Genomic DNA, 14,926 nt, shown 5'->3' with positions numbered 1-14,926 from the left:
TGTGCTATACTAATCCTAACCGTGAAAAAGACAAATGAATAAAGGAGAAAGAAGATTATGAAAACAGCATTAGTCATCATGGCTGCGGGAATGGGGTCTCGTTTCGGTGGTGGAATCAAGCAGTTAGAACCGGTTGGCCCGAATGGAGAGATTATTATGGATTATTCTATCCATGATGCAATTGAAGCCGGATTTAATAAAGTTGTATTTATCATCCGTAAGGATATTAAGGAAGCATTTCATGACGCGATCGGAAAGCGTATCGAAGGGATCTGTAATAGGTTGAACGTAGAATTCGCTTACGCTTATCAGGAATTAGATGATCTTCCGGAAGAAATCAAAAAACCTGTGGATAGAAGTAAACCATGGGGAACGGGACAGGCAGTTCTGGTGTGTAAAGACATCATCAAAGAACCGTTTGTTGTTATTAATGCAGATGATTATTATGGAAAAGAAGCATTTGTAAAGATCCATGAATTTCTGATTAATAATTATACTCCGGAAAGATCGAAAGAACTCTGCATGGCAGGTTTTATTCTTGGTAATACTTTAAGTGATAATGGAACTGTTACAAGAGGAATCTGTGCAGTGGATGAGAATGATTATCTGACGGATGTTATGGAAACCTATGAAATCAAAAAAACAGAGGACGGAGCAGAATCACAGGGAAATAAAATAAATGTGAATTCGCATGTATCTATGAATATGTGGGGATTGACACCGGAATTTGTGGGACTTTTGGAAGAAGGCTTTGTAGAATTCTTTGAAAATATCAAGGGAGACGAAGCAAAAGAACTGAAAGGAGAATACCTGCTTCCAATCTATATTGACGAGCTTTTGAAAAAAGGAAAAGTAAGTGTCAAACTTCTGGAGACACAGGATAAATGGTTTGGTGTTACTTATAAAGAAGATAAACCTGTTGTAGTAGAGTCATTTGCAAAATTGATCGCAGATGGCGTATATCGAAAAGATCTGTTCTCAGATCTGCAGGCATAAAATCCGGAGTCAGATATCCGAGACATAGTAAAGAATCAAAAAGACAGGAAAAAATATGACAGAAAACAGGATGAAGAGAAAAAAGACAGGAATGATTTGGCTGATCTTTACGATCATCTGGATGTCAGTGATTTTTTCTTTTTCGGCTAAAAAAGCGGTAGAATCGGAGGGAATGAGCCATTCGGTAGGAAAAGAGATCGGGAGGCTGATAGTCCCGCAATTTACATCCTGGTCAGAAGAACGGCAGGAGCAGTTTGCGAAAATGATTGATTTCCCGGTACGCAAATGTGCGCATGCAACAGAGTACGCGGTCCTTGGTGTGCTGATACTGAGGACGGCGTATTCTTTTTCGGAAGACAGCGGGAAACGGTCCATGCTGATCTGCTGGTGTGCAGGTACAGCATATGCGGCAAGTGACGAATTACATCAGTTGTTTGTGCCGGGCAGGAGCTGTCAGTTCAGAGATGTATGCATCGATAGTGCCGGTGTATTGGCGGGAGTATTAGTATTTAGCTTGATAAAGCATGAAATCGTAAAATATAAGGAAAAGAAAAAATCTTGTAAAACTAAGAAAAAAGTGGCAGAAAACGTGAAAAAATCAAGGAAAATCCCTTGACAAGTATCATGATTCGTAATAAACTAAACAAGCGTGCATAGGAACGTTTTGTTTTGATGTACGACTATTCACAAGATGAATAAGCAACTTATTATAATCGTAGGAGGTGAAAGAAATGCCAACATTTAACCAGTTAGTAAAAAAAGGACGTCAGACATCTGTAAAGAAGTCTACAGCACCGGCACTTCAGAAAGGATACAACTCTTTAAAGAAGAGAAGCACTGATACTTCTGCTCCACAGAAGAGAGGTGTTTGTACAGCTGTTAAGACTGCTACACCTAAGAAACCTAACTCAGCTCTTAGAAAGATCGCCAGAGTACGTCTGTCTAACGGAATCGAAGTAACAAGCTACATCCCAGGAGAAGGACACAACCTTCAGGAGCATAGCGTTGTTTTGATCCGTGGAGGAAGAGTAAAAGACCTTCCAGGTACAAGATACCATATCGTAAGAGGAACACTTGATACAGCAGGTGTTGCTAAGAGAAGACAGGCTCGTTCTAAATACGGCGCTAAGAGACCAAAAGATAAGAAATAAATCTGTTGCGTAAAGCGTAGATAAGATTTCGAACCAATTAAAAATGTAATCACAAACAGAACTATGATTATGTAAGTTGCAAGGTATATATATTGTATGCCCTATGCACTACACAGTATCATTAGAAAGACACATGTGAGTACCGATGAATTAAATTAAGATGTTTAAGGAGGGAAGGACCGTGCCACGTAAAGGACATACTCAGAAAAGAGACGTATTAGCGGATCCAGTATACAACAATAAAGTGGTAACCAAGCTTGTCAACAACATTATGCTTGATGGTAAGAAGGGTGTTGCACAGAAGATCGTATACGGAGCGTTTGAAAGAGTTGAAGCAAAAGCCGAAAAGCCAGCTATCGAAGTATTTGAAGAGGCTATGAATAACATCATGCCAGTACTTGAGGTAAAGGCTAGACGTATCGGAGGAGCTAACTACCAGGTACCAATCGAGGTTAGACCTGAAAGAAGACAGACTCTTGCACTTCGTTGGCTGACAGTATACTCTCGTGCTAGAGGAGAGAAGACAATGGAAGAAAGACTGGCTAACGAAATCCTGGATGCAGCAAATAACACAGGCGCATCTGTAAAGAAGAAAGAAGACATGCACAAGATGGCAGAAGCAAACAAAGCATTTGCTCATTATCGTTTCTAATTATAGGAGGAAAAAATCTTGGCTGGAAGAGAATATCCATTAGAGAGAACAAGAAATATCGGTATTATGGCGCATATCGATGCTGGTAAGACAACTCTTACCGAGCGTATCCTGTACTATACCGGTGTTAACTATAAGATTGGAGATACTCACGAAGGTACTGCTACCATGGACTGGATGGAACAGGAGCAGGAAAGAGGTATCACAATTACTTCTGCGGCTACAACATGCCACTGGACACTTGAAGAGTTCACAAAACCGAAAAAGGGAGCTCTTGAGCACCGTATCAACATCATTGATACTCCGGGACACGTTGACTTTACCGTAGAGGTTGAGCGTTCACTCCGTGTACTTGACGGCGCTGTCGGCGTCTTCTGTGCTAAGGGTGGTGTTGAGCCTCAGTCAGAAAACGTATGGCGTCAGGCTGACACATACAATGTACCAAGAATGGCATTCATCAATAAGATGGATATCCTGGGTGCTGATTTCTACAATGCAGTAGACCAGATTAAGACCAGACTTGGAAAGAACGCTATTTGTCTTCAGTTACCAATCGGTAAAGAAGACGACTTCAAGGGAATCATTGACCTGATGGAAATGAAAGCTTACATCTACAACGATGATAAGGGAGATGACATCACAGTTACAGATATCCCGGAAGATATGGCAGACGACGCAGAACTTTACCATACAGAAATGGTAGAAAAGATCTGCGATCTTGATGATGATCTGATGATGCAGTATCTCGAAGGTGAAGAACCATCTATCGATGATATGAAGAAAGCACTCAGAAAAGCAACTTGCGAGTGTACAGCAGTTCCTGTTTGCTGTGGATCAGCTTACAGAAACAAAGGTGTACAGAAGCTCCTTGATGCAATCGTTGAGTATATGCCTGCACCAACAGATATCCCACCAATCGAAGGTGTGGATGAGGATGGAAACGATGTTGTAAGACATTCTTCAGACGAAGAGCCATTCTCAGCACTTGCATTCAAGATTATGACAGACCCATTCGTTGGTAAGCTGGCATACTTCAGAGTTTACTCTGGTACAATGAACTCAGGTTCTTATGTACTGAATGCTACAAAGAATAAAAAAGAGCGTGTTGGACGTATCCTTCAGATGCATGCCAACAAGCGTGAGGAGCTTGATAAAGTATATTCAGGAGATATCGCAGCAGCAATCGGATTCAAGTTCACTTCAACAGGTGACACAATCTGTGACGAGCAGCATCCTGTAATTCTGGAATCAATGGAATTCCCAGAACCAGTTATCGAGCTTGCTATCGAGCCTAAGACAAAAGCTTCCCAGGGTAAACTTGGTGAATCTCTTGCAAAACTGGCTGAAGAAGACCCTACATTCCGTGCTCATACAGATCAGGAAACTGGACAGACAATCATCGCCGGAATGGGAGAGCTCCATCTTGAAATCATCGTAGACAGACTTCTTCGTGAATTCAAGGTAGAAGCTAACGTAGGTGCTCCTCAGGTTGCTTATAAAGAAGCATTTACAAAACCAGTTGACATTGATAGCAAATATGCTAAACAGTCAGGTGGACGTGGACAGTACGGACACTGTAAAGTTAAATTTGAGCCAATGGATGTTAACGGTGAGGAAACATTCAAATTCGAATCTACTGTAGTTGGTGGAGCTATTCCGAAGGAATACATCCCAGCTGTAGGTGAAGGTATCGAAGAGGCTATGCAGTCTGGTATCCTTGGAGGATTCCCAGTTGTAGGTCTTAAGGCTAACGTATATGACGGATCTTACCATGAAGTCGATTCAAGTGAAATGGCTTTCCATATTGCAGGTTCTCTTGCATTTAAGGACGCTATGAAGAAGGCATCTCCAGTTCTTCTTGAGCCTATCATGAGAGTGGAAGTTACTATGCCGGAAGAGTACATGGGTGACGTTATTGGAGACATTAACTCACGTCGTGGACGTATCGAAGGTATGGATGACCTCGGCGGCGGAAAGATCGTTCGTGGATTCGTTCCATTGTCAGAAATGTTTGGATACTCTACAGACTTACGTTCCAGAACACAGGGACGTGGTAACTACTCAATGTTCTTCGAGAAATACGAGCCAGTACCGAAGTCAGTACAGGAAAAGATTTTATCCAGCAAAAATGACTAATTATTTATAAAATGCTTGAAAAAGTGCTACATTTGAAATATAATCAAATGTAGCCGAGCAAACGAACAATTTGTTAATATGCCATATGGCACTAAATTAAGGAGGATATTCAAAATGGCTAAAGCTAAATTTGAAAGAACAAAACCGCATTGTAATATCGGTACTATCGGTCACGTTGACCACGGTAAAACAACTCTTACAGCTGCTATCACAAAGACACTTGCAGCAAGAGTACCAGGAAACACAGCAGAGAACTTTGAAGATATCGATAAAGCTCCAGAAGAGAGAGAACGTGGTATCACAATTTCTACAGCTCACGTTGAGTACCAGACAGAGAAACGTCACTATGCACACGTTGACTGCCCAGGACATGCTGACTACGTAAAGAACATGATCACAGGAGCTGCTCAGATGGATGGAGCTATCCTTGTTGTAGCTGCTACTGATGGTGTTATGGCTCAGACAAGAGAGCACATCCTGCTTTCTCGTCAGGTAGGTGTTCCTTACATCGTTGTATTCATGAACAAATGTGATATGGTTGACGATGACGAACTTCTTGAATTAGTAGAAATGGAAATCCGTGAACTCCTTGACGAGTATGAATTCCCAGGAGATGATACTCCAATCATCCAGGGATCAGCTCTTAAAGCTCTTGAAGATCCTAACTCAGAGTGGGGAGACAAGATCATGGAACTCATGGATGCTGTAGATTCTTATATCCCAGATCCAGAGCGTGATACAGATAAGCCATTCCTTATGCCAGTAGAGGACGTATTCTCTATCACAGGACGTGGTACAGTTGCTACAGGTAGAGTAGAGCGTGGTGTTCTTCATGTATCTGACGAAGTAGAAATCGTTGGTATTCACGAAGAGACTAAGAAGACAGTTGTAACAGGTGTTGAAATGTTCCGTAAACTTCTTGATGAAGCTCAGGCTGGTGACAACATCGGTGCTCTTCTTCGTGGTATCCAGAGAACAGAAATCGAAAGAGGACAGGTTCTTTGTAAACCAGGTTCAGTAACATGCCATCACAAATTCACAGCTCAGGTTTACGTTCTGACAAAAGATGAAGGTGGACGTCATACTCCATTCTTCAACAACTATCGTCCACAGTTCTACTTCAGAACAACAGACGTTACAGGTGTTTGCGAACTTCCAGAAGGTGTTGAAATGTGCATGCCTGGTGACAACGTAGAAATGACAATCGAACTGATTCACCCAGTTGCTATGGAGCAGGGACTTCGTTTCGCTATCCGTGAAGGTGGACGTACTGTAGGATCAGGACGTGTTGCTACAATCATCGAGTAATTATAATCTGTTATCAGAATATTAACTCAAATATATACCCCAGAGGCTAAAACCTCTGGGGTTTTTGTTATACCAAAGTATACAAGAGAACTTGTTGGGCTTAAGAAAGAAACGATCAGCGAAAGTTCGACAGATGGATATAATAATCTTGAAGAAAATAATCCAGTTATGTATACTTAAAAATATAAAATAAAATTAAATTAAGAGGAGAGCAGTATGCAAAATCCGGAAATAGTAATTATAGGAGCAGCAATTATTGATGTTCTGGCATATCCTGTAAACGTGAAAGTATTTGAAACGGGATCGTATTCGACAGAAGATATACATATGACGACAGGGGCAGATGCATTAAATGAAGCCACTATACTTGCCAAAAAAGGGCGGAGAGTTCAGTTGGAAACAGTGATAGGTCAGGATGATGCAGGAAAATTCATACAGGCTCATTGCGATGATGCAGGGATCATGGTACGGGATGCGTGCATCAAAAAAGATGAAAAGACAGGTGTGAATATTGTTCTTGTGGAGCAAGATGGAACAAGAAGTTTCTTGACGAATCCGCATGGTACACTTCGAAGCCTGAAAGTAGAACATATCCAGATGCCATTTCCTGAGAGTGCAAAGATCGTATGCTTTGCAAGCATATTTGTATTTCCGAAGATTGGTCCTGATAAATTAGTGCAAATATTCTCACAGGCAAAAATGCAGGGGAAAATTGTCTGTGCGGATATGACAAAGCGTAAAAAGGGCGAGACGCTGGAAGATATGGCGGAAGCTTTTTCGTATATTGATTATCTGTTTCCAAATGATGAAGAGGCGATGCTTCTGACGGAAACGGAATCAGTCGAAGAAGCAGCAGAATGCATAAAATCCACAGGTGTGGGAAATGTGATCATAAAATGTGGAAAGCGGGGATGTTACATTCGGACAGATGTGGAAAAGTGTTGGATAGCTGCGGAAGAGAATGTAAATTGTATTGATACAACTGGAGCCGGAGACAGCTTTGCGGCGGGATTTCTGAATGCACTGTTGGATGGAAAAGGTGTGAAAAGATGTGCGAAAGAGGGAAACCGTTATGGCGCAGAGGCGGTTCAGCATATCGGAGCGACTGCATGGCTGAATGGTGGACTCTGAGAATTGAAATGAATAAATGATGATATGGAGTAAAAGGGTATGGAATATTCACATGAGATCATTGTGCCCAACGATGATCTCCCATTTAAAATGTTCATATTTGAGGGAAGTCAAGGAGGATATATCCGCCAGAAACACTGGCACAGATCAATAGAAATATTTGCAGTATTTGATGGGGAGATGGAATTTTATCTGAATGACAAGAGATATCCGCTTCACCCGGGAGAATTTATGCTTGTGAATTCAAATGAATTGCATTCCATCTATGCGCCCAAAAAGAATAAAACGCTGGTCATACAAATACCGGTTGCGACATTCGAAAGATATTATACAGACGACGGATTCATATATTTTTCTCACAATTCCAGGATCCAGGATGAAGAGGTGATGGGTCTGTTTGAAGAAATGTATCATGTATATGCGGAGAAGAAGAATGGATATGAATATAAGGTTCAGAGTCTGTATTATCGTCTGCTGTATCTGTTGGTAAGTAAGTACCGCAAGACGGATCTGGATGCGGAAAAGATACGTGCAAATAAAAAATTAAATAAGCTGTCAACAATTACGGATTATATGAAACAAAATTATAGCAAGGAACTTTCGCTGGAAAGCATTGCAAGGACATTTAATTATTCTCCGACGTATTTATCACGTATGTTCCGGAAATATGCACAGATGAGTTATAAAACCTATCTGGACGATCTGAGACTCCGGCATGCGTATAATGATCTGATGAATACGGATCTTTCGATCGGTATGGTTGCGGAAAAAAATGGATTTGCGGGAAGTAAGGCATTTGCGAGGGTATTCAAGGAGCAGTATGGAGTATTGCCGAGTGAATATCGGAAAAAGAATTAAAGGTATTTTAGTGGTGTAAGTTGTAATGACAGAAAAAAGATAAGAAATCGCCATAATCAGGTTAATTTATAGGTGGTAAGTACAAAATCAGGTTGATATAATGACATTGTAAATAAGAGAACGACAAATGCACGGAGGAAATCAAATGGAGATTCTCAAAGCAATGGAGCATGCACCACTTCCACTGGATGAAGTAATCTATGAACCATCGATTGAAGAACTGGAAGGTCAGAAGATTGCAGATGAGATGAAAGAACGTGCTTACGGCGGACTGGAGATCCAGATCGGATACTGCAACGGTAATAATAAAAAATTAAATGCAGTAGAATATCACCGCTCCTCAGAGCTTGATATTGCCGTAGATGATCTGATTCTTTTGCTTGGATGCTGTACTTCCGAAAGATACGAATACAGAACTGACAGAAGTGCAGAAAAAGACAATTGAGGAAGCCAAAAAAGCAGAAGGAAAGATGCCGGAAGATGGATTACTTACCGCAAAGAATAAATGGCTGATCGCACATGAGGAAGCTGAGATCGAAGGCGCATTTAACGGCCTTTGCGGAGTCAATGTAACAGTGTAACGGCAAAAGTATTACAGATGAAATAAAGCGGGACGAAAACCCGTTAGAATAATTATAAATAAATATTTAGGAGGAATCACACAATAAACAATATGCCAGAAGTAAAAATTGGAGTAGTAGCAGTCAGCAGAGATTGTTTCCCGGAAAGTCTTTCTGTTAACAGAAGAAAGAATCTGATGAAAGCATACACAGAAAAATACGGAACAGAAGGGATCTATGAATGTCCGATTTGTATTGTAGAAAGCGAAATCCACATGGTACAGGCACTGGAAGATATCAAGAAAGCAGGATGTAATGCACTCTGCGTATATCTTGGAAACTTCGGACCAGAGATTTCTGAGACATTACTTGCAAAACATTTTGATGGACCGAAGATGTTCGTAGCAGCAGCTGAAGAAAGCGGAGATAACTTATTAGATGGACGTGGAGATGCATATTGCGGAATGTTAAATGCAAGCTATAATTTACAGCTTCGTAACATCGAAGCATATATCCCGGAATATCCGGTTGGAGATGCCAAAGAGTGTGCAGATATGATCCATGAGTTCCTTCCAATTGCAAGAGCTGTTGTAGGACTTCAGAATTTGAAGATCATCAGCTTCGGACCAAGACCGATGAACTTCCTTGCATGTAATGCACCAATCAAGCAGCTTTACAATATCGGAGTAGAGATTGAAGAAAACTCTGAGCTGGATCTTTTCGAGGCATTTAATAAGCATGCCGGAGATGAAAGAATCCCTGCAATCGTAAAAGAAATGGAAGAAGAACTTGGAGCCGGAAATAAGAAACCGGAGATTCTTCCAAAACTTGCACAGTATGAAATTACATTAAAAGACTGGGTAGAAGAACACAAAGGATATCGCAAATACGTAGCACTCACAAGCAAATGCTGGCCTGCATTCCAGACACAGTTCGGATTTGTGCCATGTTATGTGAACAGCCGTCTGACAGCACAGGGAATTCCTGTATCTTGCGAGGTTGATATCTACGGAACATTAAGTGAGTTCATCGGAACTGTTGTAAGTCAGGATACAGTAACATTACTCGACATCAACAACTCTGTACCTAAAGATATGTACAAGAACGATATTGAAGGAAAATACAACTATACACAGAAAGACACATTCATGGGATTCCACTGTGGAAATACTGCATCAAGCAAGCTTTCATTCTGCGAGATGAAATACCAGAAGATCATGGCAAGAACTCTTCCGGAAGAAGTTACACAGGGAACTCTGGAAGGAGATATCGTGCCTGGAGATATTACATTCTATCGTCTGCAGAGCACAGCAGACAACAAACTCCGTGCATACGTTGCACAGGGAGAAGTTCTTCCGGTAGCGACAAGATCATTCGGTGCAATCGGTGTATTCGCAATTCCAGAGATGGGAAGATTCTATCGTCACGTACTGGTAGAAAAAGGATTCCCACATCACGGAGCTGTTGCATTTGGACATTTCGGAAAAGAACTGTTTGAAGTATTCAAATATATCGGAGTTCCGGTAGATGAGATTGGTTATAACCAGCCGGCAGGGGTAAAATATCCGACAGAGAATCCATGGGGATAATAACGGACAGGTAATAAGTAATAGATGGGACTGAATTTTTCAGTCCCAAAAGTGATTATGGAGGTAAATGATGTTATACATAGGCGTAGATCTTGGAACATCAGCAGTAAAACTTCTGGTGATGGATGAGACAGGAGATATTAAAAAGATTGTTTCGAAAGAATATCCGCTCTTCTTCCCACATCCGGGATGGTCAGAGCAGAAACCGGAAGACTGGTTTGAAAAATCAATGGAAGGGATCAAAGAACTGACTGCCGAGTGTGATAAGTCACAGGTAGCAGGAATCAGCTTTGGAGGCCAGATGCATGGTCTGATTGCTCTGGATAAAGATGATAATGTTATTCGTCCGGCAATTCTCTGGAATGATGGAAGAACAGGGGAAGAGACAGAGTACCTGAATGAAGTGATCGGAAAAGATAAGTTATCAGAATATACGGCAAATATTGCGTTTGCAGGATTTACTGCACCGAAGATCCTCTGGATGAAAAAGCATGAGCCGGAGAATTTTGAAAAGATCGCAAAGATTATGCTGCCGAAAGATTATTTGGCATATAAACTTTCAGGATCGTTCTGTACTGATGTATCGGATGCATCGGGAATGCTGCTTATGGATGTGAAGAACCGCTGTTGGTCAAAAGAGATGATGGATATCTGTGGAATTACAGAAGATAAACTGCCAAAATTATATGAAAGTTATGAAGTAGTTGGAACTCTGAAAAAAGAAATTGCAGATGAACTTGGATTTTCAGAGAATGTAAAAGTAATTGCAGGAGCTGGAGATAATGCAGCAGCAGCGGTAGGAACAGGGACAGTAGGAGACGGAATGTGTAATATTTCCCTCGGAACATCCGGAACTATCTTTATATCAAGCAACAAGTTTGGGGTAGATGAGAATAATGCACTGCATTCATTTGCACATGCAGATGGTCATTATCATCTGATGGGATGTATGTTAAGTGCGGCATCATGTAATAAATGGTGGAATGAAGAGATTTTAAAGACAAAGGATTTTGCTGCAGAACAGGCCGGAATTACAAATCTTGGCGAGAATCGTGTATTCTATCTTCCATATCTGATGGGGGAAAGATCACCACATAATAATCCGGATGCAAGAGCGATGTTTATCGGAATGTCAATGGATACGACCCGTGAAGATATGACTCAGGCGGTGCTGGAAGGTGTAGCGTTTGGACTTCGTGATTCTCTGGAAGTTGCAAGGAGCCTTGGAATTAAGATCGAGAGGACCAAGATCTGTGGTGGCGGAGCCAAGAGTCCACTTTGGAAGAAAATGATTGCCAATATCATGAACCTGAAGGTTGATGTAGTTGAAAATGAAGAAGGACCGGCACTTGGCGGAGCAATGCTGGCAGCAGTTGGCTGTGGTGAATATCCGGATGTAGAGACGGCGGCAGCGAAGATTGTAAAAGTAGTAGACACCGTGGAGCCGGATGAAGAGCTGACAGCAAAATATGAAGAACGTTATCAGCAGTTCAGAAAAATCTATCCAACTGTGAAATGCTTATATGAAAAATAAGAATTTTACTTCCGCAGATAAGCCGGATATGTTAGAATAATTTAAAGAGTGAAATCTTAGATAAAGAGGTATGAGATGTGTAATTCTCATACCTCTTTTTTGAAAAACGGCAATATAAAATGGCCAGGAAAAAATCAGGCAATTCATATAGAAGCCGGTTTGAAGGAGTTCTGAGATGGATCACAAAATGAATGAAGAAAAGAGGAGAAAAATGAAACATGGAAAGTCATAAGATTATCCAGGTAGAAGAAAAAGTACCATTGAAACTATTGCTGCCGCTTAGTATCCAGCATATGTTTGCGATGTTTGGGGCATCTGTACTGGTTCCGTTTATTTTTGGAATCAATCCGGCAATCGTACTTTTTATGAACGGCGTAGGAACGCTGATTTTTATTGCAGTGACAAAAGCAAAGTCACCGGCATATTTGGGGTCGAGCTTCGCATTTCTTGCACCGGCAGGTGTTGTTATCAGTAAGATGGGATATCCGTATGCACTGGGAGGATTTGTTGCGGTCGGTTTATGCGGATGTATTCTGTCCTTTATTATTTACAAATGCGGAACAAAGTGGATTGATATCGTACTCCCGCCGGCGGCTATGGGACCGGTTGTTGCATTGATAGGTCTGGAATTGTCTGGTTCGGCTGCAAGTAATGCCGGGCTTTTGGATGATAAGATTGATCCAAAGAATGTGATTGTATTTGCTGTGACATTGGGCGTTGCTGTATTTGGAAATATTTTATTTAGAGGATTTTTGTCGGTAATTCCGATTTTAATTGCAGTAATTGCAGGATATCTGACAGCACTTGCCTGTGGAATCCTAGATTTTACACAGGTAGTAGAGGCTTCATGGTTTGCAATCCCGAATTTTCAGGCGCCGAAGTTTGATATGGGGGCAATTTTAATGATTTTGCCGGTACTTCTGGTTATTACATCGGAACATATCGGGCATCAGGTTGTAACGAGTAAGATCATAGGAAGAGATCTTCTGACAGATCCCGGACTTCACAGATCTTTATTCGGGGATAATTTTTCTACAATGGTGTCAGGTCTGATCGGATCAGTGCCGACTACTACATACGGAGAGAATATCGGGGTTATGGCTGTAACAAAAGTATACAGCGTCCGTGTTATCGGAGGAGCTGCAATATTGTCTATTATATGTTCGTTTGTCGGGAAATTGTCGATGATGATTCAGACAATTCCGGGACCGGTTATCGGAGGAATCTCATTCCTTCTGTATGGTATGATCGGTGCTTCTGGTTTACGTATTCTGGTAGACTCCAGAGTAGATTACGGAAGATCCAGAAACCTGATGTTAACATCCATCGTATTTGTAACCGGTCTGTCTGGAATATCTGTGAATATCGGAACCGTGTCATTAACCGGGATGGTTCTGGCATGTGTTGTTGCCATGGCACTTAGCCTGATATTCTATATCTTAGATAAATTAAAGCTTACCAATGATCGGGAAGTGTAAGGTCTTCTTTTCTCATGGCGAGTGAAGCGCCCGGAACGGAGAAGTTCGGCATGCCGTCTTCGTCCCAGAAGACTTTTCCTATATAGGCATTTCTTCCGGCATCGTAGAGCGGCTGATAATCACCCTCACCTAAGTAACGCTCTTCCTGACGTGCATGATAGACCATAAGATCTTCTGTGTCGTCAGTGGAGCGGGTAAAGCTGTTGTGTCCTGGTCCGAAGAATCCGGTAGCACGGCTGCTTTGGAATACGGGATAAGGAAGTTTGGTCCAGGAAGAAGAATCCAGAAGATCAGAGTCTTCATCTGCATATAAAAGTCCCATATTATAAAGTGCATCTGTACCACTTGCAGAGAATGTAAGGAAGATGCGGCCGCCATGTTTGATAACGGCAGGTCCTTCATTTACCGCAAATCCATGAAGTTCCCAGTTGTACTCAGGATGGGTCAGAAGAACAGATGGAGTACAAATCGTCCACGGATTGGATAATTTTGCAATAAAAATATCAGAAATATTATTCGTTTTCTGTGCCCATACAAAATAATCCTCCCCTTTATGATGGAAGAAAGTATGGTCCAGAGAGAAGTCGGTAAAAGCAATATCATTTTCCACAGTTGTCTGGATTGGTCCCTTGGTGATCCAAGGATCGTTCATCGGATCGTCGCCGGTGCAGGCAAGGCAGTGTGGACGGATCCGCCATGAAGAATGGTCGGAAACGGTTGTGGTGTAATATACATACCAGCCACCCTGGATATAGTGGATTTCAGGAGCCCAGAGGTGTGGACTGACACGGTCAGGACCGATGGGCTCTCTTTCATAAATGACTTTTTCTGTGTAACGTCCGGAATTATCAGTCAGATCTTCGAGTGTATCGGCACAGCGGAGAATGATGTAAAGATACTGATAGGTACCATTTAAGTTGTGCCCGGCATCTGTATGAGAGCCAAGAAAATAATACTTTCCGTCGGTATGTTTATAAATGTAAGGATCGGCGCGGTGACTGATGATCGGTGCCGCATAATCATTATCCTGAATGTGTCCGATGCCATCTTCACTTCGGATGATGTTACGGATTTCTTTCATTCCGTTTGTATACGTAACCTGTACGGTCTCCGGGTCTGATTCGCATCTTTCTACAGACTGAATACATACTGGTTCTGGCTTTCCATATTTATTCTGTAAAGAACTAAGGGCTGCAACAGAGATTGTTTCCCCATTAGAATCCTGGGTTTTGAGTGCGTCAGTAACAGAAAGTTCATCGCAGGGAAGTACAATCGGAAACCCGCCGTTAAGTGCATACCAGTCCTTCTGATTATAGCTGTATTCAAGATAATAATGGTCTTTTTCTGGTTTTTCCCATGAGACATTCACGGATCGTATGAAAGCAGATGTCTGCTTATCATGATAGAATTTATCTGCCATAGGAAGTGTAAGTGATTGATTCATAAATCCTCCTTGGGCATTGTATTTATTAGAAAAATAAGGTTTGATTCATTTTAGCATAGAATTAATTGATTGACAAGACAGAAAAAAGT

The 14,926-nt window shown here is 41.5% G+C and carries 12 protein-coding genes and 1 pseudogene; 12 read left to right on the top strand and 1 reads right to left on the bottom strand.

Annotated elements, in window-relative coordinates; genetic code table 11:
• Positions 1-57 precede the first annotated feature (57 nt).
• From NQ508_RS12310 to uraA, 12 genes and pseudogenes are all read left to right on the top strand, one after another.
• Entirely contained in the window at positions 58-996 is a 939-nt protein-coding gene (locus NQ508_RS12310; protein ID WP_006428142.1) for a nucleotidyltransferase family protein, read from the top strand.
• A gap of 55 nt (positions 997-1,051) precedes the next feature.
• A complete protein-coding gene (locus NQ508_RS12305) occupies positions 1,052-1,612 on the top strand; it encodes a VanZ family protein (RefSeq protein ID WP_006428143.1) in 561 nt (186 codons plus the stop codon).
• A gap of 115 nt (positions 1,613-1,727) precedes the next feature.
• Positions 1,728-2,147, top strand: a complete 420-nt coding sequence (gene rpsL, locus NQ508_RS12300) for a 30S ribosomal protein S12 (RefSeq protein WP_006428144.1) — start codon at positions 1,728-1,730, stop codon at positions 2,145-2,147.
• Positions 2,148-2,328: 181 nt separating this feature from the next.
• The gene (rpsG, locus tag NQ508_RS12295; protein ID WP_022415687.1) at positions 2,329-2,799 is read left to right on the top strand and encodes a 30S ribosomal protein S7; all 471 of its coding nucleotides are present in this window, start codon (positions 2,329-2,331) and stop codon (positions 2,797-2,799) included.
• 18 nt (positions 2,800-2,817) lie between these two features.
• Positions 2,818-4,935 carry an elongation factor G gene (gene fusA / locus NQ508_RS12290; protein WP_022415686.1) on the top strand — a complete coding sequence of 706 codons (2,118 nt, stop codon included), beginning with the start codon at positions 2,818-2,820 and terminating at the stop codon, positions 4,933-4,935.
• Between the two features lie 114 nt (positions 4,936-5,049).
• Positions 5,050-6,243, top strand: a complete 1,194-nt coding sequence (gene tuf / locus NQ508_RS12285) for an elongation factor Tu (RefSeq protein WP_028087889.1) — start codon at positions 5,050-5,052, stop codon at positions 6,241-6,243.
• 216 nt (positions 6,244-6,459) lie between these two features.
• The gene (locus tag NQ508_RS12280) at positions 6,460-7,374 is read left to right on the top strand and encodes a carbohydrate kinase family protein (RefSeq protein ID WP_006428148.1); all 915 of its coding nucleotides are present in this window, start codon (positions 6,460-6,462) and stop codon (positions 7,372-7,374) included.
• 39 nt (positions 7,375-7,413) lie between these two features.
• The gene (locus tag NQ508_RS12275; protein WP_006428149.1) at positions 7,414-8,232 is read left to right on the top strand and encodes an AraC family transcriptional regulator; all 819 of its coding nucleotides are present in this window, start codon (positions 7,414-7,416) and stop codon (positions 8,230-8,232) included.
• A 127-nt stretch (positions 8,233-8,359) separates the two neighbouring features.
• Positions 8,360-8,813 (top strand): annotated as a pseudogene (locus NQ508_RS12270) (DUF4867 family protein).
• Between the two features lie 83 nt (positions 8,814-8,896).
• Positions 8,897-10,381: an L-fucose/L-arabinose isomerase family protein gene (locus NQ508_RS12265; RefSeq protein WP_044920318.1), complete on the top strand. Its 1,485-nt coding sequence runs from the start codon at positions 8,897-8,899 to the stop codon at positions 10,379-10,381.
• 70 nt (positions 10,382-10,451) lie between these two features.
• Positions 10,452-11,915 carry a xylulokinase gene (gene xylB / locus NQ508_RS12260; protein WP_044920320.1) on the top strand — a complete coding sequence of 488 codons (1,464 nt, stop codon included), beginning with the start codon at positions 10,452-10,454 and terminating at the stop codon, positions 11,913-11,915.
• A gap of 218 nt (positions 11,916-12,133) precedes the next feature.
• Positions 12,134-13,393 carry a uracil permease gene (uraA, locus tag NQ508_RS12255; RefSeq protein WP_006428154.1) on the top strand — a complete coding sequence of 420 codons (1,260 nt, stop codon included), beginning with the start codon at positions 12,134-12,136 and terminating at the stop codon, positions 13,391-13,393.
• Here the strand turns inward: uraA and NQ508_RS12250 are convergent.
• The gene (locus tag NQ508_RS12250) at positions 13,371-14,837 is read right to left on the bottom strand and encodes a family 43 glycosylhydrolase (RefSeq protein WP_006428155.1); all 1,467 of its coding nucleotides are present in this window, start codon (positions 14,835-14,837) and stop codon (positions 13,371-13,373) included. The genes uraA and NQ508_RS12250 overlap by 23 nt on opposite strands.
• Between the last annotated feature and the right edge of the window lie 89 nt (positions 14,838-14,926).

Source organism: Dorea longicatena (genome assembly GCF_025150085.1).
Taxonomy (GTDB): domain Bacteria; phylum Bacillota; class Clostridia; order Lachnospirales; family Lachnospiraceae; genus Dorea_A; species Dorea_A longicatena.
Note: the sequence above shows the minus strand (reverse complement) of the source record. Positions and strands in the feature narration are given on the sequence as shown.